The sequence below is a fragment of the Shewanella sp. genome (assembly GCF_051658185.1).
Classification (GTDB): domain Bacteria; phylum Pseudomonadota; class Gammaproteobacteria; order Enterobacterales; family Shewanellaceae; genus Shewanella.
In genome coordinates this window covers 1-23,207 of record NZ_JBOFMC010000117.1, presented here as the reverse complement: position 1 = coordinate 23,207, position 23,207 = coordinate 1, and the positions used below count along the sequence as shown (strand labels likewise).

Sequence of the window (23,207 nt, the reverse complement as noted above, 5' to 3'; positions counted from 1 at the left end):
GCACTAGCGCGCATGCGTAGACAGGTAAGCCCTGCCGCCATCTGCTCAACGCACATCTTCGACCTGTAGCGCTTGAGGTTTAGCCAACAGACTGGCAAGCCACGGGAGCAGCAGTGATGGCAGGACAATTAACGCCGCCCCCAACCAACTCCAACTATCCAACCATTCATCAAACAGCAGCCAACCTAAAAATACGATAAATAACAAGCCAGTATATTCTGCGATGGCGATATCGCTGGCCTGAGCCTTACGATAAGCGAGCACGCAAAACCAATGATAAATGAGTAAAAACGCATTGCTCAGCAAGGCGACACCAAGTAACGTCCAGCTCAGCCCCTGCAGTCCTTGGAAGGAGACCATCAGCACTGTGGCAGGGATCCCAAGCAGGTTATAGAGCATCAACGTCAGTACCGGATGCTCAGTATTCGGCACCTTTTTCAGGGTCAACTGATTGACTGCAAAGGTAAAGGCCGAAAACAGCACCGCAAGCCCAAACCAATTCATCTCGCTTGGCCGTAAAATAATCAAAATACCGACAAATCCTAATAAGGTGCACCAAATCTGTCCGGGGGTAATTCGCTCCTTAAAGAACACATAGCCCATTAAGATAATCATCAACGGAGCGGAGTAAAACAGCGAGCTGACGGTCGCGAGCGGCAATGCCATCAACCCAATAATTAAAAAAAGCGCGCCTATCGAGCCGATGTTGGCGCGCCAAAGGTGAACCGATATATGCGTGGTCATTGGGCGCTGTGCATATAACCACACGGGTAACAACATAAACACCGAGCTGATTTGCCTGACGAGTAAAAAACTCGCGGCATTGGCATCGGCTGGCAACCATTTGATCGACACATCGTAAAATGCACTAAATAGGTTGCCTACAATCAATAACATAAGGCCGATAATCACAGGGCGCTGCATTGCTCAACATCCAAAAACAAAAGTGTGCTGCATGATAGTGCAGGCAAAACTTAAGCTAAAATGATGCTTTCTCATGCTAAATGAATTAAATTCATACTAAAAAAATTATGCATTGAAAATCATGAGAAAACTTCCGCCATTACGCGCATTACAGGTCTTTGAGGCGGCTGCCAGACAGGCGCATTTTTCAAGGGCAGCCGATGAACTTTGCATTACCCAAAGCGCCGTATCCCACCAAGTTCGAGTGCTAGAGGATTACTTTGGTGAGCCCTTGTTTGATCGCCGCGGGCGCAAGCTACAACTCACGGCCAAGGGGCAGGAGTTATTTATTGAATTAGAGCGTATTTTCAATGAATTAAGCGATCTTAACCTTAAGATTGGTAACACCCCGAACCAGCAATTGTGTCTCGCGGTCTACAGTTCTTTTGCGGTGAAATGGTTAGTGCCGCGGCTGGCGGATTTTCGGCGCCAATATCCTAGCGTTAAGATCCGTCTCGAAATGCTCACGCAAGATCCTGATTTACGCACCAGCACGGCCGATATTTTTATCGCCAGTAAACTCAATCAACGCGGCTACTGGCAACAATTATTGCATAAGGAACGCTTAATCCCGGTATGCAGCCCCAGCCTTTATCCCAAATGGCGTGAAATCAATTTAGCCAATTTTCAGCAGCAAGCCTTACTTATCGTGGATGAAGGACCTTTGGGGTTGGATTGGCACAAATGGTCCTCGGCGCACCAAATCCGCTTAAACAATGAACAGCAGCATATCTTTAGCCATATTGTGATGGCGATTGAAGCGGCAATAGCTGGCCAAGGCATTGCGCTTGCACCGGATTTTATGGTGGCTGGCGATATCACCACCGGCCGCTTAGTGGCGGTTAATTTGCCCGATGTGCATACCGGCTTTGAGTTTTGTTTTTTATGTAAACAGCGCCGTCTATCAGAACCCGCTATTGCCGCCTTTGCTGCTTGGCTTAAATCACAGGCATAGCGGGATAGTGACACGAGAAGGCAAAGCTAGACGGCTAAGCCAAATAGACGGCGGCAAAAGGAGATGCGATAGTTAAGCTGATTTAAGCACAAAACTTGCCTTATAAAAAAGCCGACGCAGGCGTCGGCTTTATCAAATGGTCAAATGACGTCCGTGATGTTAAACCAGCAGACCAATCTTTTCATAGACATCTTTTAAGGTCACTTCGGCGCGCGCCTGCGCATTTTGGGCGCCGGCTTTCATCACTTGCTCAAGATAAGCATGATCGGCACGCAATTCGCGGTAACGCGCCTGCAGCGGCTCTAACATCCCCACCACTGCTTCGCCCGCAGCCACTTTTAAGTGACCATACATTTTGCCTTCAAACTCGGCTTCTAAACTGGCAATACTTTGGCCCGTCACACCTGACATTAAGCTCAGCAGATTAGAGACGCCTGGCTTATTTTCCATATCAAAGCGCACGACTGGCGGCTCATCGCTATCTGTCATGGCTTTTTTCAGCTTTTTCAGCACCGATTTAGGATCTTCCAGCAGACCAATCACGTTATTACGGTTATCGTCCGACTTAGACATCTTCTTCAGCGGATCCTGCAGCGACATCACCTTAGCGCCGTGCTCGGGGATAAAAGGCTCAGGGATGGTAAAGGTCTCACCGTAGGCATTGTTAAACCGCGTAGCAATATCACGAGTTAATTCAAGATGTTGCTTCTGGTCTTGCCCTACGGGAATGGCATTAGCTTGATACAATAAAATATCTGCCGCCATCAGCACCGGATAACCAAACAGGCCAACGTTAATATTGTTGGCGTGCTTTTGCGATTTATCCTTGAACTGCGTCATCCGACTTAGCTCACCCATTTGGGTGTAACAATTTAATGCCCAGCCCAGCTGAGTGTGCTGTGGCACTTGGGATTGAATAAATACGGTGCTCTTTTTAGGATCCACGCCACAGGCCAAATACAGGGCGAGGGTATCTAAACAAGCCTCACGCAGTGCTTTAGGATCTTGGCGCACGGTAATGGCGTGTAAATCCACCACGCAATACAGGCAATCGTGGCTGTCTTGCATCGCAACCCATTGACGCAATGCACCCATGTAGTTACCTATGGTTAATTCGCCGGACGGCTGTGCACCGCTGAGTACTATGGGTTTGGTCATTGGGTTATTGCTCCGCTATCAAAAAATACTATAAATAAAAAGGATCTAATCAATTAACGCTGGGCTGGAGTTATCCAGTTAAGCAGCTCGCTAAATTGCTCGCACACGGCATCTGGGCCAGCCAGGCCGATATCTTCACCGTAGTTGTAGCCATAGGTCAAGCCGATTGAGGCTATCCCGGCCGCTTTCGCCGCTAAAATGTCATTTTTAGAGTCTCCGACCATCAACAGCTCAGTCGTATCTAATTGCCATTGCGCTAGCAGATGCTGCAGCGGCAGGGGATCGGGTTTCATTTTTGCCAAGGAGTCGCCCCCAAGCACGAGGCTGAAAAACTCATTGATGTTAAACGCTTCAAGTAACGGCAGCGTAAAACGGTAGGGTTTATTGGTCACGACCGCCAGCTTAAAACCGGCCTCGAACAACGTTTGCAACACGGAGTGCACGTCACGATACAGCGCGCTGTGCTTCTCCAGATTTTCTTGATAATGGTGCATAAAGACTGGCATAGCCGCATCGAGCGCGGCCTGCGCTACCGCTTCACCAAGGGCGTGGCTCATGGCGCGGCGCATTAACATCTCTGCCCCGTTGCCGACCCAAGTGCGCACTTGCGCTTCGGTGCAACTGGCTAACCCGAGCTCGGCTAATGCCGCTTGGGTCGCCACCGCAAGATCCGGCACGCTGTCGATGAGCGTACCATCTAGATCAAATGCAATGGCTTTAATCTTATTCCACATCACTTATCCCTCCACCTTCGCCAGTTCAGCGCGCATTTCATCAACCACAGCTTTATAGTCTGGCTGACCAAAAATGGCCGACCCCGCCACAAACATATCCGCCCCGGCAGCCGCAATTTGGGCGATATTATCCACTTTCACGCCGCCATCGACTTCAAGGCGAATATCAAAGCCACTGGCATCAATGCGTGCCCGTACTTGGCGCAGTTTATCTAAGGTTGATGGGATAAATGATTGCCCACCAAAACCGGGATTCACTGACATCAATAAAATCACATCGAGCTTATCCATCACATGGTCAAGATAATGCAGGGGCGTGGCAGGATTCAACACGAGGCCAGCCTTACAACCACATTCTTTAATAAGCTGTAGCGTGCGGTCGATATGCTCTGACGCCTCCGGGTGGAAGGTAATAATCGAAGCTCCAGCTTTAGCAAAATCGGGGACAATCCGATCGACCGGTTTCACCATTAAGTGCACATCGATATCAGCGGTAATACCGTAATCGCGCAGCGCCTTACACACCATAGGGCCAATGGTGAGATTCGGGACATAGTGATTATCCATCACATCAAAGTGCACCACGTCGGCACCAGCGGCCAATACGGCGTTAACATCGTCTCCTAGACGGGCAAAATCGGCGGATAAAATCGATGGAGCAATTAAGAATGGACGCATAACACACTCGCTGCAATGGATAAAAAGTGCCTTATTTTACCCTTAGCGCCGCCACGCCTCTATAGCTAACACCACATTTATCGCGATTCTACTTCAGTAAAATGTGAATGATGCCGCATGGTTAGCGCCAATAGAGACAACATCTGCGACTACAACCCTTTACCGCGTTAAATTTGTCGCTAACTGGGGAGATTGTTGATAGAAAATTGTTTGCAAACTGAGCGAGTTTGTTATACTTCGGGCGCGGTAAGGGGTTATTTGAAGGAAAGGGCGATGAAGGGGCGGTTAACTCAGATTTCTCACCTGCTAGGTGCTGTGACATTTAAGTCTACGATAATGCTGGCTTTTACGGCTATCGTCGTCGGCGGCCTTGCCTTGGGGGTAGAAAAGTTAAGCTCAAGCTCAGAGACCTCTGCCTGCACGTGTAATGAAACGCGCTACAATCCCTCCCTCCCCTCTAGCCATCCTAATAATCGCTGCGCCGACCAAACTCAATCCTTAAGTTGGGGCTCTTGGCTTGCGGGCAAGAATCGCTCAGGTCAGTTCCACTTTGTCGATCTGCTCGAACTGCTCCATGGACATCAAGATAAGCCAATTGAGGATATGAAACCGGCCAACTCGCAACTTAGCTACTGATGCTAAGCCGCCTGTGGCAGATCTTTTGCAGCACTCTCGCCGCCTTTTTTGGGGTGCAATCCGATAACCAACGGCAACGAGATTTCCGCAACCGCTCGCCGCTGCCCTACATTATCATGGGCATTCTATTCGCTGCGCTATTAGTGCTGAGTTTGATGTGGATTGTCAGCCAAGTGCTTAACTAGTCTGTTCATCATGTAAATCATAATGTTCGTCATACAGCGCCATCAGCTCATCGACTTTATGGCGACCACTGCCGTTCTGGCTGATATTCCGCTGGACTTGGATTTTGGTCAGGTGCGCGCCCCGATACAACTCGCGCGTGAGCGGTATGTCATGATTGCTGATCAGCACAGGAATGCCGCGCTCAAGGGCAGTATGGCGTGAATGACGCGCCAGCAGTGCTTGATCGTCTAAGCTAAAGCCTGCCCCCACATAGGTGGTAAAACTTGCGGTGATGGATAACGGCGCATAGGGAGGATCGCAATAAACCACATCACCCGCTTGCAATTGTTCAAAAGCCTTTTCATAGCCAATGCATTTAAATTCAGCACGTTGCGCCTTTTCAGAAAAGGCCCAAATTTCCTTCTCAGGAAAGTAAGGTTTTTTGTATGACCCAAAAGGCACGTTAAAACCGCCTTTACGATTATAACGACATAAACCATTAAACCCGTGACGATTTAAATACAAGAAATACACTGAGCGCTGGAAGGGGTCTCGGCATTTATTAAAGTCAGTGCGTACCCGGTAATAGGCCTCTTTTTGATTCATCTCATCGACAAATAATTGCTTGGCGGCGGCAATATACTCGGCAGGTCTTTCTTTGACGATAGTGTATAGCGCAATCAAGTCAGCGTTGATATCGCACAATAAATACTGCTGATAGTCAGTATTTAAAAACACCGAACCTGCGCCAACAAAGGGCTCGACTAAACGATCCCCAGCGGGTAAAGCACGCGCTAAATCATCCACCAATTTAAATTTACCGCCAGCCCATTTAAGGAAGGCTCTATGTTTTTTGATCATTTAACTTGATGAATGCCGACAAAAATAAAGGCCATGATTGTACTCTGTTTATTCTGAAATTTCACGATGTGGAAGCGCTTCTTGTAACTGATATCCGCCTAATTCGCTCCATTTGCGTACCCACGGCTTGTCGATTCGATAGTCTTTAACCAATTGTGCGGCGGCTTTTTGAGCGCCACTGGCAGTGTCATACTGGCCAACCAGCACCACCCAATAGCGTTTGTGCTTAGCAAGGCGCACATTCTCAACCCCAGTGAGCGACTGTAACAACGAGTCCAAGGTGCGCCGCTGAGAAACGCTGGCTATTTGCACTGTGTAGCCCGTTGCCGGCTTTAGCCCTGTAGCCTTCTCTTGAGATTGACTAGCCGGAGTTGTTTGGTTGGGCTCGGGCGCAACCTTGTCTGCAGCGACGGCGACATCGCTAATCTCAGCGCTTGTTGTCACATCGACCTGCGCGGCTGCCTCCTTTCCAGCACCAGCTGCCCCCGCCATTGCAGCCTCAGCGTCCTGCGTGCTCAGGGCCGTGACGACCGAAGGCTCAGCACTTTGCACTGGCTCGCCGTGAAACGCCGCCAACGGATCTGCCGATACTGGTGCAACTTGCGATTGCCGTAGCAGCGCTGCACGCCACTCAAAATACTCCGCAAGCGCCCTGTGTCCATAAGCTAAAAAGACTTTCGAATCCACAGCAGGATAAGTCACGGGCTCTGAGAGCTCTGGCGCGCGTGGCCGGTGCAACACAATCCCAAGTAACAGCGCAAACAGCACGCTCACCACCGCAATAATACCAACCCTATGCTTTCGCCACCAAGTGACCTGCTCAGGTTGATCATGCAGCGCCAGCGCCAACAAACTCACTACCTCTTGCGGCGTGCCCATTTGCTTTTCAAGTTGGCCACGAACAATTTCCCGCGGGGTAAAAGGATGTTGTTCACTCGTGCGCAGCAAGGTTTGATACAACGCCTCGCGCTCCACCAGAGTTAACGGCTCAACCGCAATCGGTAGCACTTGTCGCCTTAAGGCTTCAGGCAATTGGGGCAATAAATCCGCCAAAAAGGCCGGCGGCACCGTTAAGGTGAGCGCAATGTTTTTCCCTGCGCATTGGATTTGATTGAGGATAATGCACTCCGCCCACAGGGTTTTAGACAGCAAATGGGCATCGTCAATAATGATATGGAGTGGCTTAGTTTGGGTAGCGGCCACCCGCAGTAAGGTTTCAGCCAGAGGCTCTTCGTCATCAAAAATCGGCGATGACATTAATTGCACTAAGATTTTTCGACGAATTTCAGCATCATCGGCATGCATCGGGCAGATCACCAAGGCCACATTCGATTCTTCAAAATCGGTCGCGAGGGCGGTAACTAGGGTCGTTTTACCCGAACCCTGGGCACCAGAAAGCACCAGCAGCTGATCGCTATAGCTGGCAACATGATGCAATCGTTGTATGAGCGCTTCCTGCGAAGGAAGTAAGAGCAAACCCTGAAACGTCACTCAGTCACCACACTTGGCTTATGTGCAGCGGATAACCTGTTCAAGGGTAGATTCAGGAACTTGACTAAAGACCTCCGCTTGACCAATTGCGGTCGGGAGCACGAGTCGAATCTGACCACCTAACACTTTTTTATCGCGGCGCATATGTTGAATGAAACTGTCAAAATCCATGGAGCTTGGGGCAGTTACTGGCAGATCAAATGCTTGTAGTAATTGAATGATACGACAAACCATTGACTCATCGATAAGACCCAAAGCCTTGGCGGTTTGCGCAGCAAGGACTGTGCCAGCCGCCACTGCCTCGCCGTGGAGCCAGTTGCCATAACCCATTTCGGCCTCAATAGCATGACCGAAGGTATGCCCAAGATTTAACAACGCCCGCACACCCTGCTCAGTTTCATCTTGGCTAACCACATCGGCTTTAATCTCACAGCAACGGGAAATCGCATAAATGAGCGCTTGGCTATCTAATGCCTTAAGCGCCGCTACGTTCGCCTCGAGCCATTCAAAAAAGTGGCCATCCCACATCACCCCGTACTTAATCACTTCCGCCATCCCCGCCGCAAACTCGCGCGCTGGCAGGGTGTGTAAACACAAGGTATCAATCAACACGACCTGCGGCTGATAAAAAGCCCCGATCATGTTTTTACCCAAGGGGTGATTCACTGCAGTTTTGCCGCCGACAGAAGAGTCCACTTGGGATAATAAGGTTGTCGGGATTTGAATAAAATCGACCCCTCGTTGATAACATGCCGCCGCAAAGCCGGTCATATCACCAATCACCCCTCCGCCCAAGGCCACCAGCACACAGTCGCGACCATAGTTTCGCAGGAGTAATGCCGTAAAAATACGGTCTAGATGGGTTAAATCTTTGAATTGCTCGCCATCCGGAAGAATAGCGCTTTCGACTTCACCAAACGAAGCCATCGTCTCTTGCACCCGCTGCAGGTACAAAGGCGCGACAGTTTCATTGGTGACGATAAGAATACGTTTCTTAAGCAGATAGCGAGACAAGGTCTCGCCATCACTCATCAAATTCTGGCCAATATAAATGGGATAACTGCGCTCACCTAAATCAACCTGAATTTGCTTCATTGTTCTGCCTAGAAACCTAACTGCTCAATGATTTGATTTGCAACGATTTTTGCACTTTGATCGTCGGTTTTAACGATCACATCGGCAATCTCTTCATACAACGGGTTGCGGATCTCTGCAAGACTCTCCAACACTTCTCGCGGATCATCCACTTGCAATAATGGGCGTCGCTTGTCTCTTTGGGTTCGAGCGACCTGTTTGTCGATAGTGGTTTCCAGATACACTACAATCCCACGTGCAGATAGGTAATTACGGATATCTTTGCTTTGTACTGAACCACCACCGGTGGCAAGGACGATACCCTGTTTTTCAGACAAATCAGCAATAACCTGAGCTTCACGACGACGGAAACCCTCCTCACCTTCGACGTCAAACACCCAAGCAATATCAGCGCCTGTGCGTTGTTCAATCTCTTGATCTGAATCGTGGAATTCTAAATGCAGCATTTGCGCCAGATGGCGACCAATTGTGCTTTTACCTGCGCCCATAGGGCCTACCAGAAAAATATTACGTTTTTCAGCCATTTCTTGTACGTCTGAATCTTATTGAAAAGTATGCCTATATCGACTCATGATCAAGCCGACCTATATGTTACCTTGCTCTGTATGAGACTTGACCGTGGATTATCTCAGTTTAGGGTCTACTCTGGCAAGTGATGTGCGCTATTTATACTAAGAATTGTATTGGATAAAAACTAAAGCCAGCATGCTTGCTGGCTTTAGTTAAACGATAACATAGGATTAGAGCTGTTCGCCGACAATTTTTGGCGTCACAAAAATTAATAGCTCCTGACGCTCGTTTTTATCTGTCGTGTTTCTAAACAAGAAGCCAACCAAAGGAATGTCGCCCAAAACAGGCACTTTGCTTACTCGGCTAATCAAGTTTTGCTGATAAATCCCCCCGAGGACAATCGTCTCCCCGTTATCCACTAACACTTGGGTGCCAATACGCTGGGTATCAATCGCCACTGCAGGGCCTGTTGGCGTATCTACGGTTTTACCCTGAGAATCCTGAGTGATTTCCAAATCTAAAATCACTCGGTTATCGGGGGTAATTTGCGGGGTCACTCGAAGAGAGAGCACGGCTTTTTTAAACTCAACTGAAGTTGCCCCGCTGGAGGTTGACTGCACATAAGGGATCTCAACCCCCTGCTCGATATAGGCCGCTTTTTGATTAGAGGTAGTGATCCGCGGGCTAGCGATAATTTCACCTTTGTTTTCTTGCTCTAACGCGCTCAACTCTAAATCCAAAATGGTGCCATCAGCCAATTTTGCCACATGAAACGCAATACTCGTCGGATTCGTTACGGCAGCTGGCAAGTTCACATTTAATCTATTATCCAAACTCGGGATAGTGCCATTGGCAATATCGCCAGCACCTTCGAGTGAACCAGACGTCCCCTTATTGCCCTGCTGATCAGTTACGCCCCAACGAATACCGAGATCCTCTGAGACATCATCCTTAACCGTCACCATCCGGGATTCAATCAATACTTGCCGGATCGGGATATCAAGCACTGCCACCAAACGATGAATGTTTTCAATCATCTCGGCAGTATCTTTGACCAATACCGTATTGGTCCGCTCATCAACAGCAACGGAACCGCGTGGGGATAACAAACTCGAATCGGCGCCCTTTAATAGTTCGGCGATATCCGTCGCTTTCGCGTAATTAATCTGCAGATACTCAGAATACAGTGGCGCCAGCTCTTTCACTTCTTGCTTATTTTTGAGCTGCTGACTCTCACGCACCGCCAACTCTTCGCTCGGTGCGACCATCAAAATATTGCCCTCGATTCGCTTATCGAGCCCTTTGGTTTGCAAAATTAAATCTAAGGCCTGATCCCAGGGCACATCATCGAGCCTCAAAGTAATATCGCCTTCAACACTATCGCTGGTAACGAGGTTGAAATTGTTATAATCAGCGATAATCTGCAGCACTGTACGCACCGAAATCTTCTGGAAATTTAAAGATAAGGTCTTGCCATTGTATTTTTTAACTTCTTTTGTAGTCGCAGCTCGCTCAACCTTATTCATCGACAATCTGAAGAGATTATCTTCTTGATTGTAGTTAAAGTCATAATCGCCAGAAATGTCGATTAAAATTCTCGTCGTCAAATCCTCTTTAAAAGTTTCAAAACTTTTTACCGGGGTCGAAAAATCCTGAACATCCATGATATAAAGCAAATCATGATTGATATCGGTATTAAATAATTTCACCTCTAATTTAGCACCGATTTGCTCTACGTTAGCAGCCACCGAGCGACTATTTAAGTAGACCAATAATTCACCACCGCCATTAGCGTTGCGGCGAAAATCTATATTTTTCACACTATTAACGAAGGGGTTACCTCCCTGCGTTTGACTGCTAGCCACATTATCGTTAATAGTTAAACGATAAGACTTTCCCACCACCGCGCCTTGATAAGGTTTCACCTTAGATAGCCCTAACGCGACTTTAAGCCGATCATTAACCTGCTCGGTACGCAGCTCTTTTACCCCGACCTGATTAATGGCCAATCGATCTTTCGATAAACCTGAAATACTATCATCGAAGCTTAATATCAGTTCTGCTGGCGAGGCATTAGTGTCTATGGTTGGGGGCGAAATGGCCTCCTCGAAAACCAATTCAACCTCTAATTGCTGATCAATCAATGCATGATACTTAACATCCAATAAGCGATTTGCCGCATAACTTGATGGCAAAACTCCAAATATCAATGCAATCCCAATCACGGACTTGATTAAGCCAGAAGATATTAGTGGGATATTCACTGCGGCAGAAGATTTCATTATTCCCTCATCCTTCGCTCATTATTCTCCAGAAAGTGCCAAGTTGTTTAGTCGTTCAGACCAACAACCAGAACCGTCTGGAATTAATTCTACTACTTCAACTTGCTGTGAAGTCACTTTTGTTATACGGCCATTAAACAAACCTAAATATTCACCAACACCCATGCGATAAACACTGCCATCAATTGACTCAACCAGCGCCCAAGTCGTACCAACTTCACTTAAGGTGCCGCGCATTTTTAAGTTATCTAGCGCATAGGTTTCTAATCGCCCTTTACGGCGTTTTAAATCCGGTTGTAAGCAATTTTTACTTGTATCGATCACTTCCTCGGTTAACTCCCGAGAAGGAGGCACAAAGGGGCTACGCATTAATTCTGCTTGATACACAAAATGCTCAAACTTGGGTGGCTCTTTTAAAGGAGGAATGCGCGCCACATGCTCAGCTTTTGTTGTTGTCACAAAAAGCTCTAAATCGCTACGGTCACCAACACAACCCGTTAAGCAAAGCACTACACACCCTAGAGGTAAGAATTTCATGATTTCTTCCCCTTATTCTGAGTGGTATTTTCTTGAGGCAACTCCGCGCCTTCTTTAAAACGATAGGTTTTAGCCAAAATATCCATGGCTAAATTGCCAGCATCGTCACGCTTAATGGTGAAATCATGCAAGCTAACAATCCGCGGTAATTTGGCCACGCCACTGACCATATTGCCAATTTGATGATAATCGCCAGTGACCGACATCTTTATTGGAAACTCAATGTAAAAATCCCGCTGTATTTCAGGCTCCCAATTCAAACTCTTGATCCTAAGCCCGGCATCTGTAGCAGCAAAAGTTAAATCATCGAGCAGTCCTGGCATTTCATTTTCAGAGGGCAACATTTTTAGCAGTTCGGCGAACTGTTCTTCCATGACGGCTAACTGTTCACGATAGAGTTTAAGGTTGGCGGCTAATTGGTATTTATTTTTAAAGTCTTCCCGGAGCTGCACTTCTTTCTCTTGCTCAGCGGAATATATATTCACCGCATCGTCGATCACCAATGCATACCCAGCCCCAAACACACACAATGCTAATAATATGGCAAAAAAGATCTTTACTTGGCTTGGCCAACCGCCAATATTTTCAAAATCGATATCATTAAACTGACTGAGATCGAGTTTCATTTACTCGCTCCTTGTGCCGTTTTTATCGGCTCATCGGTAGCACCGCCTTTAATGGTGACCCTCAGACTAAACTGTTGCAATTGTCTTAGATCATCATTTTGCGTCACGATAGATTGCATATTGGGATCTGTTAACCACTCCGAGGCTTTTACCTTGCGCATCATGTTGGCTACGTTGTTGTTCGATTCGCTCCGGCCTTCAATCAATAATAAGCTGCCTTTTTTCTCTAAACTGGATAGGTAGATCCCGGGCGGCACAATACGCACTAACTCATCTAACACATGGGTAGGTAAATTTCTTGACTGCTGTAAATTAAGAATAATTTCTGTTCGCCGCTCAATATCTTTTTTACGCTCGGTTATTTTTTTTATCTCGGCAATCTGAGTTTCAAGCAATTGAATTTCAGATTGTAAAAAAGCATTACGTCCGCGCTGTTCGTCAGTCATCATCTCTAATACAGAAAGAACCACGTACACTAAAATAGCCGAGACTAAAAAGACTAAGGCCAATATGCCAATGTAATCACGCTTTTGTTTTTCTCTGGCCTCTTCTCGCCAAGGAAGCAGGTTTATGTTCGCCATTTACCGTAGCTCCTTAGGGCTAAGCCGCAAGCAACCATATACTTACTGATACTAGGTTGCAGGATATGTTTAATCGATTCGTCTGCGTGTAAACACCCCTGGAAAGGGTCAGCAATTATCGTATGGGTTCCTAATTCATTCGTTAATAAATTAGCCATTCCTTCTAGCTTTGAGGTTCCACCACATAACACCAAGTAATCCACTTTGTCCTTGCCGCTAGAAGTGCTGTAAATCTGCAAGGTACGTTTAATTTGTTGCAATAATTGAGTTTGGAACGGTGAGAGTACTTCAAACATATAATTGCGGGGTAAATCACCTTCTATTTTAGCTTTTTCAGCTTGTTCATAGGACATACCATAGAAGGAAAGTATCGACTGAGTGAATAACTCACCACCAAATGCTTGTTCACGAATAAAAGTCGTTTCGCCGGATTCCACAACGCAAAAAGTCGTCATATTCGCGCCAATATCAACCATCGCGACAGCCTTGTTGCGAGCGCCTTCAGGTAATTGCGCTAAGACCAATTCAACCGAACGTCCCAACGCATAACCTTCAACATCGACGACTTTGGTCTCAAGATCGATCTCATCAAGCGCATCAACTCGGGCATCAATATTATCGGTGCGACAAGCGCTCAGTAATACATCCACCTTTGAAGGATCGGTACTATTTACGTTTAAAGTTTCAAAATCGATGCTGACTTCATCAAGGGAATAGGGGATCAAATTATCCGCTTCAATTTCAATCTGGGCTTCCATTTCTTCTTCGTTTAACGAAGCATCCATATAGATGACTTTCGTCATCACAGCTGAGCCCGATACCGCCACCGCAGCATATTTAACGGATTTAGGTAATGCCCGCTTTATTTGCCGCAAACAATCGACAACCGCATCCGCGTCACGAATGTCGTGATCACTAACGGCTCCCTTTTTTACGGGTGCAGCTGCATGACTTACTATTTTGTATCCATCAGCAGTCTTACTCAGCAAAATGGCCTTAACTTCATGGGAGCCAATATCAATTCCCACCATCTGCGGAGCCTGACGCTTCCATAGGGTTGAAAGCATAGTCCGGTGTCACTTTTTATTAATTATTAGTATCTAGAGATTAGCACAAAATCAAACCGTTACTCGTATTTGTATCGGATGTTTCAACATTTTACAAACGCTATTTTAACGCGGTCACGTTTTTACTTCACCAACTGGTGCGCGCCTTATATACTGTGACACTTAACAGAACATTAGGATCGAATTAGGTGAAGTGGTTAAAACGTATTCTTATAGCGCTCTTTAGTCTAGCCCTTCTGGGCGTCGGCGCCATTGTTGCAGCATATTTTTATGTTTTGCCGGACCTGCCGGATGTCTCAACCTTAAAAAATGTGCAATTGCAGACGCCTCTGCGCATTTATAGTAGCGATGGCAAACTGATCTCTCAGTTTGGCGAAAAACGACGTATCCCATTGAAACTAGAAGAAGTTCCTAAGCCTTTATTGCAAGCCTTTTTAGCGACAGAAGATGCCCGTTTTTACGAGCATTCAGGTATCGATCCTGTCGGTGTGGTGCGGGCAGCGGTGGTAATGCTCACGACCGGCGAGAAAAAACAAGGGGCGAGTACCATCACTATGCAGGTGGCGCGTAACTTCTTCCTGACCCGCGACAAAACCATTATCCGTAAGATTAAGGAAATTTTTATTTCCTATCATATTGAGCAGTTACTGACTAAAGATGAGATTTTAGAACTTTATGTTAACCGCATTTACCTCGGCCAAAGAGCTTATGGCGTTGGCGCTGCGGCCCAAGTCTATTTTGGGAAAAATGTGCAGGATCTGAGCTTATCTGAAATGGGCATGATTGCCGGATTACCTAAGGCACCTTCTAGCCTTAACCCCATTACCTCTCCTGCTCGCGCACTCGCACGTCGTAATGTGGTGTTGATGCGTATGCACGAAGTCGGTTACATCAATCAAGCCGAGTACCAAGCCGCTTTAGCGGAGCCGATAATCGCGAAATACCACGGCGCTGAACTGGATCTTTACGCACCTTATATTTCAGAAATGGCGCGCGACTATATGGTGCAGAAATACGGCGAGGAAGCAGCCTACACTAATGGCTACAACGTCTACACCACGATTTCGTCAGATGTGCAGCTGCTGGCGCAAAAAGCTTTGCGTAATAATGTTTACGCCTACGATGAACGCCACGGTTACCGCGGCCCTGCGGCAGTAATTTGGACAGGGGAAAAACCCGAAAATACGCAGATCCAAGCCGAACTCGCCAAGATTGTCCCTGTGCAAGAATTAATGCCTGCCGCCGTGCTCGCGATCGAAGCGCAGCAGGCTACGGTGCTGACCGCCAACGGGGAAACCCAAACCATCAAGTGGGATGGCCTAAAATGGGCGCGTAAATTTATTAACGATAAACGCCAAGGCTCGGTACCTAAGTCCGCCAAAGACATCCTTAATGTCGGTGAACGCATTTGGGTGCGCAATAATGGCCAATATTTACAGCTCTCCCAAGTGCCTGAAGTTGAAAGCGCTACTGTGTCACTCGATCCTAGCAATGGGGCAATAAAATCCCTTGTTGGCGGATACAGCTTTAGCCAAAGCCAATATAACCGTGTGACGCAGGCTAAGCGTCAACTGGGCTCCAACATCAAACCTTTTATTTATGCCGCTGCATTGGAAAAAGGCTTTACCTTGGCGACGTTGATCAACAACGCCCCAATCAACAAGCCAGATATCAGCCAAGGCACAGCATGGCGCCCCAAAAATTCTCCGGATATTTATGGCGGCCCGACTCGCTTACGCGTAGGGCTCGCGCAATCAATCAACGTGATGTCAGTTAGAGCCATGCGCCACATTGGTTTAGACGCCGCTGTGGCCGAATTGGTAAAATTTGGCTTTAATCCGAATGACCTACCACATAACGAATCCTTAGCCCTCGGTTCACCTTCGGTCACGCCACTGCAGGTTGCTGCCGCGTTCAACGTCTTTGCGAACGGCGGTTTCTTGGTCGAACCTTTCTATATTGAACGCATAGAAGACGCCTACGGCAATGTCATCGAGCAAGCCAATCCTACCTTAGCGTGCAAATCAAGCGGGATGACCGGCGGTATCGCCAATGACATCACTACCGCACCAGCAAACATGCAAATTCCGTCTGTTGGCGCGCAGTCCCCAGCCCAGTGTTTTGGACAAACCGGTCGCTATGCTCCACAGATTATTTCTGAGCAGGTTGCCTTTTTAATTACCGAATCCCTTAAAAGCGTGATTTGGGGCGGCGGCGATTGGAGTAAAGGTACAGGCTGGCAAGGTACGGCATGGCGTGCGGCAAAATTAATCAAACGTCATGATATTGCAGGTAAAACTGGCACAACCAACGAATCGCGCGATACTTGGTTCAGCGGCTTTAACCCAACGCTCACCAGCACCTTCTGGGTCGGCTTTGACGATCATGGTCGGCAGTTAGGCCGCACCGCTTGGAATGCCAACGGTGAACCGGATCAGATCACCGGCACCGAGTCCGGCGCCAAAACGGCGGGCCCGGGCTGGAACGAGTTTATGAACAATGTGCTAAAAGGTACGCCTGAAGCCACGGCTATCCCGCCCGAAGGTATCGTCTCGGTGCGGATTGACTTAGCCTCAGGGAAGCTCACCCGCAAAACTGACTATACCAGCGCCTTTGAATACTTTGTCTCTGGCACTGAACCAAAGGAATACATTAGCGAATCTCAGGATATCAACAACCTGTTTAACGATGCGCCGGTCGATGATTTGTTCCAATAGTCGCGGGGGCGCTCACGGTTAAATGAATCTCGCCGTGAGGTTACCCTCTGGGCGCAATGGCCGTTCCCGACAAGTACAACCCAAACGCCAAATGCACTCCAGACGATAAAACAACAACGCGACCTAAGGTCGCGTTGTTGTTAGGGCGGCACTGACCCCCCCTTGATTTATTACTCTCAATTTAGCGCACGTTTCGCTGCGCCTTCTTGGCCGCGATGGCCTGCTGGATCTGCCTTAGCGCAGTCCCGCCGAGCACATCACGTTTGCCTAAACACGCTTCAAGGGTAAGATTTGGATAAACATCCTCCTCAATAATCGCAGCAAAAGCGCTCAATTCCTCAAGAGAGAAATCTTCTAAGGCAATTTGCTTCTCTATCGCTGCCACCACGACTTCGCCAACCACATGGTGCGCCTCACGAAATGGCATCCCCTTGGCAACCAGATAATCGGCAAGTTCAGTCGCATTCGCGTAGCCTTGCTGCGCCGCAGCTAGCGCATTCGGGCGATTGATGTTAAGACCCGACAACACTAAAACCGCCATATCAAGACAGATTGCCCAGCTATCAACCACATCAAACAGGCCTTCTTTATCTTCCTGCATATCTTTGTTGTAAGCCAGCGGCAGCGCTTTCATGGTCGTAAGAATGCCAACTAAACTGCCATACACCCTGCCGGTTTTACCGCGGATCAGCTCTAGGGCATCGGGGTTTTTCTTTTGTGGCATCAAGGATGACCCTGAGGTTACCGCATCACTTAAGGAAATAAACTGCGCTTCTCCTGTATTGAAGAAAATTAAATCCTCTGCCATGCGGCTCAAGTGCATCATGCTGATCGATGCCGTGGAGCACAACTCAATCACATGATCCCGGTCGGACACGCTGTCTAAACTGTTAAGCGTTGGCGCAGCAAAATTAAGCGCGGCCGCTAAGGCATGCCTATCGATAGGATAGGCGGTGCCCGCTAAAGCACCTGAGCCCAGTGGACAAGTATTGGCACGACGTAAAGCATCATTTAACCGACTGATATCACGCTCAATCATTTCAACATAGGCTAAACACCAATGGCCAAAGGTCACCGGCTGGGCACGCTGTAAATGGGTATAACCCGGCATCACGGCATCAAATTCGCGCTCCGCCAATGCCAGCAGCGCCGAGTGTAAGCATTGCAAACGCTCAAGTAAGGCGCGCCCCTCTGATTGACACCACAATTTTAAATCGGTGGCGACTTGGTCGTTACGGCTGCGACCGGTATGCAGTTTTTTACCCAGATTGCCCACCTTGGCAATCAACGCCGATTCCACAAAGCTGTGAATATCTTCGGCGCCCGAAGCAAGGATCATCGCAGGATCTCCCTGCACGTCCACCAGCAGCTCATTTAACGCCGCCTTTAGATCAGTGCATTCACTGGCACTGATAATACCCACGCTGGCGATAGCATCAGCCCAGGCGATAGAGCCAAGCACATCCTGCTCAAACAAACGGTAATCCACCGGGAGCGAATCATTGAATAATTTGAATAGCGCGCTGGTTTCACCCTGAAATCTTCCACCCCATAAAGCCATGCTATTTCCCCTTACTGCGTATTTGAAATCAACTAATGCATCAAAACTCATCAAAACCCGATGTAAGCCACTCTGGCTAACCACAAAAAAACAGCCACGCCACTTCAGCACTGCCGCTCACAGTTCACCGTTCAAGCCAACCATGAGTCACATCGAGGTACAAAAAAGGGCGCTAAGCGCCCTATTTAACGCGCACTTACTTGGGCTGCGCCTCATGGGCATTCAGGGCGCGGATGCGACTCGCAAGAGAGTACAAGCGGATAAAGCCTTCAGCATGCTTTTGATCGTAAACCTGATCTTCACCAAAGGTCGCAAAAGCTTCCGAGTACAAACTGTTAGGTGAACGCTTCTTCACCGCCGTGGCTTGGCCTTTATAAAGTTTAATGACCACTTCGCCATTCACGGCTTCTGCCAACGACTCCGATGCCGCCAGTAACGATTTACACAGTGGCGTGAACCAACGACCATCGTAAACTAAATGGGCCATTTGCGCGCCAATCTGCTCGCGCCAGTTGCGGCTGGTTTTATCGAGCACTAATTCTTCAATCGCCCGCAGCGCAGCAAACATCACTGTGCCGCCGGGGGTCTCATAACAACCGCGGGACTTCATGCCCACTAAGCGGTTTTCGGTGATATCGATACGCCCGACACCGTGTGGCGCTGCTATGGCGTTTAACGTCATCAGCACCGCATAGGGCGTTAGCGCTTCGCCATTAACTTTGGTCACGCGGCCATGTTCGATTGTGAGCGAGACATATGCAGGCTTATTGGGAGCATCTTCCGGATCAGCCGTCAGGGTCCACACCCCTTTACTGGGCTCGTTCCACGGATCTTCTAACTCACCACCTTCATGGGAAATATGGAACGCGTTGGCATCACGGCTGTAGATTTTGGTCGCCGAGGCCGAGGTTTTAATATTGCGCTCAGCTAAATACGCCAGCAGATCTTCACGGCTCTGCATGGTCCATTCACGCCATGGAGCAATCACTTTTAAATCAGGTGCTAATGCGGCAAAACAGCCTTCAAAACGCACTTGATCGTTACCCTTGCCAGTACAGCCATGACACAGAGCATCGGCGCCCACTTTACGGGCCACTTCGACCTGGGCTTTGGCAATGATCGGCCGCGCCATCGAGGTGCCGAGTAAATAGGTTCCTTCGTAAATCGCGCCAGTCGCCATCGTGGGGTAGATATACTCTTTCACAAATTCTTCTTTTAAATCGACGATATGGCATTCTGATGCGCCTGAAGCTAGCGCTTTTTCCGTGAGGCCCACCAGCTCTTCTTCGCCTTGACCGACATCAGCGCAAAAGGCGATGATCTCGCAGTTATCATAGTTTTCTTTTAACCAAGGAATGATGGCCGAAGTATCTAGGCCGCCAGAATAGGCTAAAACCACTTTTTTCACGCCGGTATTTTTGTTCTCGATAGACATCTTATCTTCCTATAACTCGTTCCCCGCTAAGGGAAATCTGGCTGCTAAACAGGGTTAATTTAACTTAATAAGGTGACCAGTACCGCATTTTGCGCATGCATGCGATTTTCGGCCTGTTGTAAAATTAATGAGCCCGTACCGTCCATCACCTCATCGGTCACTTCTACGCCACGGTGGGCTGGCAAACAATGCATAAAGAACTCAGCTCCTGCTTTGGCCATTAGCGCTTTGTTAACTTGATAGGGCGCAAATTTAGCTTTGATATCGGCAAGGGAGGTCGGATCGCCCATGGAGATCCAAGTATCGGTATAGATAGCATCGTGGCCTGCTATCGCGTCAATATCCGCAGTCAGTACCAACTGACCACCATAGCGTTTTGCCAGCGCTTGCACTTCTGCCACAACGTAACCATCAGGAAAGTGACCCGCGGGGCAGATCACTGTCATGCTGGCACCGAGAATAGCCGCGCAGTACATCAACGAGTGAGTCACGTTGTTGCCGTCACCAACATAGGCCAATTTAACCCTGCTCACGTCCTCAAACTGCTCAGATAACGTCAAAAAGTCAGCCAAGGCTTGGCAAGGATGATACAGATCCGAAAGGGCATTGATCACCGGCACGCTGCCATGCTGAGCTAATTGCTCAATCGTGGTGTGCGAATAGGTTCTGGCCACAATGGCATCGGCCCAGCAAGAGAGGTTCGCGGCAAAGTCGGCCACCGATTCCCGCTTACCTAGCTCACCATTTTGTTGATCTAAATATAAACAGTGGCCACCCAGTTTATGAATGCCGATATCAAAGCTCACACGGGTTCTGAGGGAGGGTTTTTCAAATAACATCACCACGCTCTTACCCGCTAGCGCATGACAATACTCTGCCGGATTGGCTTTTATCGTCTTGGCGAGGGCGAGCAGATCCTGTAACTGCTGCTGTGTTAAGTCTTTTATCGAGAGTAAATGCTTCATAACCTGCTCCATTTAAGGTTGGATTTGTGTACCTACGGCTTCACCTTTTGCTAATGCGGTTAATTGGCTCGCATCACGCCACGAGGCAACTTGTACCGCCTGCCCCATCCACTGCGCGACTTCGAGCGCGGCTTCCACCTTGACCTTCATGCCCTTATCAATCACTCCTTGCGTCACCAGCTCAGCAATTTGCCTGCCATTAAGACTGGGGATCAGCTGGCCTTTGCCATCGAGTACGCCAGAGACATCCGATAGCAACACTAACTTCCCTCCCACTAGCTTGGCTAATGCCGTCGCCGCCTGATCGGCATTGACATTGAGCAACTGACCATCGTCCATCATGGCAATCGAGCTGCAAATCGGCATCCAGCCCTGCTCAAGGATAAACTTAAGGTAAGTGCCATCCTTGGGGCTCACATCGCCCACGCTCCCTAAACGCGCATCTTTCAGCTTGGCAGACACGCAATTGCCATCGGCAAGGCTCATGCCCACACTGACAATGCCCGCCTTGGTAGCCGCGCCTTGCAGAATTTTGTTCGATGTCCCCGCAAGCGCGCCGGCAATGATCGGCATTTGTTCCGGCGGCGTCACCCGCAGCCCATCTAACTTAACGGTTTGCATGCCATTAGCGGCTAACTGCTCATCCACCAAACAGCCACCACCATGTACCATGACCACTTGTAACCCAGAAGCCAACATCGCCGCAGCCGCTTCCATTAACCGCGCCATACCCATTTCACATTGCAGCAATGCTCCGCCCACTTTGAGCACTAAGATCGAGCTGTTTACCGAGTTGTTGCTAGACATCTTGACGACTCTCTTCATAAGGATGAACAGTTAAAGATTAAAGTGAATCTTTATGCATTGCAGCGCTTGGCTGGCTGCGCCTTTCATTAGGTTATCGATGGCGCTAGCCACCACTAAGTAACCACTCGCTTCATCAAGCTTCCAGCCAATATGACAGTTAGGCGTTAACACCACATCATCGATTTTCGGGAATTGATTGTGTTTGACGCTTACTAATGGCGCTTGGTCATACACGCTATACGCAGCGGCTACATCGGCCGTCGTAGTGCCCAGGGTTAGCGGTACGGTAATGGTCGCTAAAATGCCACGTTTAAAATTGCCGAGATGCGGCGTGAAGATCACCTCTTGCCCCAGCTGAGTGGCGATCTCAGGTTGATGCCGATGGCCCAACACCCCGTATGGCGTTAAACTCACTTCACAAAAACTGGTATGTAACTGCGCCTTACGTCCCGCACCCGTGACACCACTCACCGCATTTATCACAGGATAAGCACCTGTTAATAAATGCTTTAATGGCTTTAAGGCGGTAAGCGATGCCGTTGGATAACACCCGGGCACGGCAATCATCTTCGTTGCGGTGATATCTTTAGCATGCCATTCCGCAAGACCGTATACCGCCTTGGCGAGCACCTCGGGATATTCATGCTCAAAGCCATACCATTTCGGGTATTGCGCCACATCACTAAAGCGATATGCGCCACTTAAATCAAATACGGCTAAACCTTGGTGATAAAACCAGGCCGCCAAATGCAGGCTCACGCCATGCTCAGTCGCTAACACCACGGCGTCAGCTTGAGCCACGATTTGCGCCTTTGCCGCCGCCGTGAGTGGCGCCAACGCCAAGTCAATATGGCTATAGACGGGGTATAAATCCCCTAAAGCTTTCCCCTGATCGAGACTATTTTCAGAAACATACAGCCCCTCGATGTTCAGCTGAGGTTCGGCATAGAGTAAAGCGGTAAGTTGCGCGCCCGTGTAGCCACTGGCACCAATGATGGCGATATTTTTCATATTTTTATAAACCGAGCCAAAATGTCATAGGAATGGGGGGCATATCGTACGCGCCATATACACCCCATATGCAACGCATAGTGCAGCGCATAGCGACCACTATCGTCGCGGCAATACCTCTGGGTGGGTGACGTTATTCAGTATTAAATTAATGCTTTGGATCATGCTATGTACTCTACAGGTCACGGGGCGTGACTCATCTCAACTGCAAGCTAGACTATCACAACGATCTATTTATGCAATATATGTGAATATATATTTTTTAATATTTCCTGCATCATCTCCTCATCGCCTCCCAGGCAACATCACAAAAGTATTACAAGCGCGGATGACTTTACGGCGCTAACGCCTTCATTAGCCACTCGCGACACC

22 protein-coding genes are annotated in these 23,207 nt (G+C 48.5%); 4 read left to right on the top strand and 18 right to left on the bottom strand.

Features of this window, described 5'->3' with window-relative positions; all coding sequences use genetic code 11:
• Positions 1 to 45: 45 nt before the first annotated feature.
• Positions 46 to 924 carry a DMT family transporter gene (locus ACRCZA_RS04940; protein WP_438673359.1) on the bottom strand — a complete coding sequence of 293 codons (879 nt, stop codon included), beginning with the start codon at positions 922 to 924 and terminating at the stop codon, positions 46 to 48.
• Positions 925 to 1,045: 121 nt separating this feature from the next.
• Here ACRCZA_RS04940 and ACRCZA_RS04935 point away from each other — a divergent pair, with 121 nt between their 5' ends.
• Positions 1,046 to 1,918: a LysR substrate-binding domain-containing protein gene (locus tag ACRCZA_RS04935; protein WP_438673358.1), complete on the top strand. Its 873-nt coding sequence runs from the start codon at positions 1,046 to 1,048 to the stop codon at positions 1,916 to 1,918.
• A 159-nt stretch (positions 1,919 to 2,077) separates the two neighbouring features.
• On the opposite strand, the gene trpS is transcribed toward ACRCZA_RS04935, so the two are convergent.
• The 3 genes from trpS to rpe are packed head-to-tail and all read right to left on the bottom strand — an operon-like array spanning position 2,078 to position 4,488.
• Positions 2,078 to 3,076, bottom strand: coding sequence for a tryptophan--tRNA ligase (trpS, locus tag ACRCZA_RS04930; RefSeq protein ID WP_438673357.1), 999 nt, complete (start codon positions 3,074 to 3,076; stop codon positions 2,078 to 2,080).
• A gap of 53 nt (positions 3,077 to 3,129) precedes the next feature.
• On the bottom strand, positions 3,130 to 3,810 hold the full coding sequence (locus ACRCZA_RS04925; RefSeq protein WP_438673356.1) for a phosphoglycolate phosphatase: 681 nt from the start codon (positions 3,808 to 3,810) through the stop codon (positions 3,130 to 3,132).
• Positions 3,811 to 3,813: 3 nt separating this feature from the next.
• Positions 3,814 to 4,488, bottom strand: coding sequence for a ribulose-phosphate 3-epimerase (rpe, locus tag ACRCZA_RS04920; protein ID WP_438673355.1), 675 nt, complete (start codon positions 4,486 to 4,488; stop codon positions 3,814 to 3,816).
• Between the two features lie 273 nt (positions 4,489 to 4,761).
• Here rpe and ACRCZA_RS04915 point away from each other — a divergent pair, with 273 nt between their 5' ends.
• On the top strand, positions 4,762 to 5,124 hold the full coding sequence (locus tag ACRCZA_RS04915; RefSeq protein ID WP_438673354.1) for a hypothetical protein: 363 nt from the start codon (positions 4,762 to 4,764) through the stop codon (positions 5,122 to 5,124).
• Complete coding sequence (locus tag ACRCZA_RS04910) at positions 5,124 to 5,309, top strand: DUF2970 domain-containing protein (protein ID WP_438673353.1); 186 nt, start codon at positions 5,124 to 5,126, stop codon at positions 5,307 to 5,309. Before ACRCZA_RS04915 ends, ACRCZA_RS04910 begins: the two co-directional genes overlap by 1 nt.
• Here ACRCZA_RS04910 and ACRCZA_RS04905 read toward each other — a convergent pair.
• From ACRCZA_RS04905 to ACRCZA_RS04865, 9 genes are all read right to left on the bottom strand, one after another.
• On the bottom strand, positions 5,302 to 6,150 hold the full coding sequence (locus ACRCZA_RS04905) for a Dam family site-specific DNA-(adenine-N6)-methyltransferase (protein WP_438673352.1): 849 nt from the start codon (positions 6,148 to 6,150) through the stop codon (positions 5,302 to 5,304). The two genes, ACRCZA_RS04910 and ACRCZA_RS04905, sit on opposite strands and share 8 nt — an antisense overlap.
• A gap of 48 nt (positions 6,151 to 6,198) precedes the next feature.
• Entirely contained in the window at positions 6,199 to 7,641 is a 1,443-nt protein-coding gene (locus ACRCZA_RS04900) for an AAA family ATPase (RefSeq protein ID WP_438673351.1), read from the bottom strand.
• Between the two features lie 18 nt (positions 7,642 to 7,659).
• A complete protein-coding gene (gene aroB / locus ACRCZA_RS04895) occupies positions 7,660 to 8,736 on the bottom strand; it encodes a 3-dehydroquinate synthase (protein WP_438673350.1) in 1,077 nt (358 codons plus the stop codon).
• Positions 8,737 to 8,744: 8 nt separating this feature from the next.
• On the bottom strand, positions 8,745 to 9,260 hold the full coding sequence (aroK, locus tag ACRCZA_RS04890; RefSeq protein WP_438673349.1) for a shikimate kinase AroK: 516 nt from the start codon (positions 9,258 to 9,260) through the stop codon (positions 8,745 to 8,747).
• Positions 9,261 to 9,476: 216 nt separating this feature from the next.
• Positions 9,477 to 11,528, bottom strand: a complete 2,052-nt coding sequence (locus ACRCZA_RS04885; protein ID WP_438673348.1) for a type IV pilus secretin PilQ — start codon at positions 11,526 to 11,528, stop codon at positions 9,477 to 9,479.
• Positions 11,529 to 11,549: 21 nt separating this feature from the next.
• Positions 11,550 to 12,065 (bottom strand): pilus assembly protein PilP, encoded by a 516-nt coding sequence (locus ACRCZA_RS04880; RefSeq protein ID WP_438673347.1) that lies wholly within the window; start codon positions 12,063 to 12,065, stop codon positions 11,550 to 11,552.
• Positions 12,062 to 12,691, bottom strand: coding sequence for a type 4a pilus biogenesis protein PilO (locus ACRCZA_RS04875; protein WP_438673346.1), 630 nt, complete (start codon positions 12,689 to 12,691; stop codon positions 12,062 to 12,064). The genes ACRCZA_RS04880 and ACRCZA_RS04875 overlap by 4 nt, the downstream gene beginning before the upstream one ends.
• Positions 12,688 to 13,272: a PilN domain-containing protein gene (locus ACRCZA_RS04870; RefSeq protein ID WP_438673345.1), complete on the bottom strand. Its 585-nt coding sequence runs from the start codon at positions 13,270 to 13,272 to the stop codon at positions 12,688 to 12,690. Before ACRCZA_RS04870 ends, ACRCZA_RS04875 begins: the two co-directional genes overlap by 4 nt.
• The gene (locus ACRCZA_RS04865) at positions 13,260 to 14,339 is read right to left on the bottom strand and encodes a pilus assembly protein PilM (protein ID WP_438673344.1); all 1,080 of its coding nucleotides are present in this window, start codon (positions 14,337 to 14,339) and stop codon (positions 13,260 to 13,262) included. Before ACRCZA_RS04865 ends, ACRCZA_RS04870 begins: the two co-directional genes overlap by 13 nt.
• A gap of 188 nt (positions 14,340 to 14,527) precedes the next feature.
• On the opposite strand from ACRCZA_RS04865, the gene ACRCZA_RS04860 reads away from it, so the two are divergent.
• A complete protein-coding gene (locus ACRCZA_RS04860; RefSeq protein ID WP_438673343.1) occupies positions 14,528 to 17,056 on the top strand; it encodes a penicillin-binding protein 1A in 2,529 nt (842 codons plus the stop codon).
• Positions 17,057 to 17,237: 181 nt separating this feature from the next.
• On the opposite strand, the gene argH is transcribed toward ACRCZA_RS04860, so the two are convergent.
• The 5 genes from argH to argC all read right to left on the bottom strand — a co-directional run bounded on the left by argH (position 17,238) and on the right by argC (position 22,835).
• Positions 17,238 to 18,617: an argininosuccinate lyase gene (gene argH, locus ACRCZA_RS04855; RefSeq protein ID WP_438673342.1), complete on the bottom strand. Its 1,380-nt coding sequence runs from the start codon at positions 18,615 to 18,617 to the stop codon at positions 17,238 to 17,240.
• A 196-nt stretch (positions 18,618 to 18,813) separates the two neighbouring features.
• Complete coding sequence (locus ACRCZA_RS04850; protein WP_438673341.1) at positions 18,814 to 20,052, bottom strand: argininosuccinate synthase; 1,239 nt, start codon at positions 20,050 to 20,052, stop codon at positions 18,814 to 18,816.
• 59 nt (positions 20,053 to 20,111) lie between these two features.
• On the bottom strand, positions 20,112 to 21,017 hold the full coding sequence (locus tag ACRCZA_RS04845) for an ornithine carbamoyltransferase (protein WP_438673340.1): 906 nt from the start codon (positions 21,015 to 21,017) through the stop codon (positions 20,112 to 20,114).
• Positions 21,018 to 21,029: 12 nt separating this feature from the next.
• Positions 21,030 to 21,824, bottom strand: coding sequence for an acetylglutamate kinase (gene argB / locus ACRCZA_RS04840; protein WP_438673339.1), 795 nt, complete (start codon positions 21,822 to 21,824; stop codon positions 21,030 to 21,032).
• Positions 21,825 to 21,854: 30 nt separating this feature from the next.
• Entirely contained in the window at positions 21,855 to 22,835 is a 981-nt protein-coding gene (gene argC / locus ACRCZA_RS04835; RefSeq protein WP_438673338.1) for an N-acetyl-gamma-glutamyl-phosphate reductase, read from the bottom strand.
• Between the last annotated feature and the right edge of the window lie 372 nt (positions 22,836 to 23,207).

Bases quoted from the DNA above. Each gene is read 5' to 3' on its own strand.
- ACRCZA_RS04940 (WP_438673359.1), bottom strand. From the start codon at position 924: ATGCAGCGCCCTGTGATTATCGGCCTTATGTTATTGATTGTAGGCAAC.
- ACRCZA_RS04935 (WP_438673358.1), top strand. From the start codon at position 1,046: ATGAGAAAACTTCCGCCATTACGCGCATTACAGGTCTTTGAGGCGGCT.
- trpS (WP_438673357.1), bottom strand. From the start codon at position 3,076: ATGACCAAACCCATAGTACTCAGCGGTGCACAGCCGTCCGGCGAATTA.
- ACRCZA_RS04925 (WP_438673356.1), bottom strand. From the start codon at position 3,810: ATGTGGAATAAGATTAAAGCCATTGCATTTGATCTAGATGGTACGCTC.
- rpe (WP_438673355.1), bottom strand. From the start codon at position 4,488: ATGCGTCCATTCTTAATTGCTCCATCGATTTTATCCGCCGATTTTGCC.
- ACRCZA_RS04915 (WP_438673354.1), top strand. From the start codon at position 4,762: ATGAAGGGGCGGTTAACTCAGATTTCTCACCTGCTAGGTGCTGTGACA.
- ACRCZA_RS04910 (WP_438673353.1), top strand. From the start codon at position 5,124: ATGCTAAGCCGCCTGTGGCAGATCTTTTGCAGCACTCTCGCCGCCTTT.
- ACRCZA_RS04905 (WP_438673352.1), bottom strand. From the start codon at position 6,150: ATGATCAAAAAACATAGAGCCTTCCTTAAATGGGCTGGCGGTAAATTT.
- aroB (WP_438673350.1), bottom strand. From the start codon at position 8,736: ATGAAGCAAATTCAGGTTGATTTAGGTGAGCGCAGTTATCCCATTTAT.
- aroK (WP_438673349.1), bottom strand. From the start codon at position 9,260: ATGGCTGAAAAACGTAATATTTTTCTGGTAGGCCCTATGGGCGCAGGT.
- ACRCZA_RS04885 (WP_438673348.1), bottom strand. From the start codon at position 11,528: ATGAAATCTTCTGCCGCAGTGAATATCCCACTAATATCTTCTGGCTTA.
- ACRCZA_RS04880 (WP_438673347.1), bottom strand. From the start codon at position 12,065: ATGAAATTCTTACCTCTAGGGTGTGTAGTGCTTTGCTTAACGGGTTGT.
- ACRCZA_RS04875 (WP_438673346.1), bottom strand. From the start codon at position 12,691: ATGAAACTCGATCTCAGTCAGTTTAATGATATCGATTTTGAAAATATT.
- ACRCZA_RS04870 (WP_438673345.1), bottom strand. From the start codon at position 13,272: ATGGCGAACATAAACCTGCTTCCTTGGCGAGAAGAGGCCAGAGAAAAA.
- ACRCZA_RS04865 (WP_438673344.1), bottom strand. From the start codon at position 14,339: ATGCTTTCAACCCTATGGAAGCGTCAGGCTCCGCAGATGGTGGGAATT.
- argH (WP_438673342.1), bottom strand. From the start codon at position 18,617: ATGGCTTTATGGGGTGGAAGATTTCAGGGTGAAACCAGCGCGCTATTC.
- ACRCZA_RS04850 (WP_438673341.1), bottom strand. From the start codon at position 20,052: ATGTCTATCGAGAACAAAAATACCGGCGTGAAAAAAGTGGTTTTAGCC.
- ACRCZA_RS04845 (WP_438673340.1), bottom strand. From the start codon at position 21,017: ATGAAGCATTTACTCTCGATAAAAGACTTAACACAGCAGCAGTTACAG.
- argB (WP_438673339.1), bottom strand. From the start codon at position 21,824: ATGTCTAGCAACAACTCGGTAAACAGCTCGATCTTAGTGCTCAAAGTG.
- argC (WP_438673338.1), bottom strand. From the start codon at position 22,835: ATGAAAAATATCGCCATCATTGGTGCCAGTGGCTACACGGGCGCGCAA.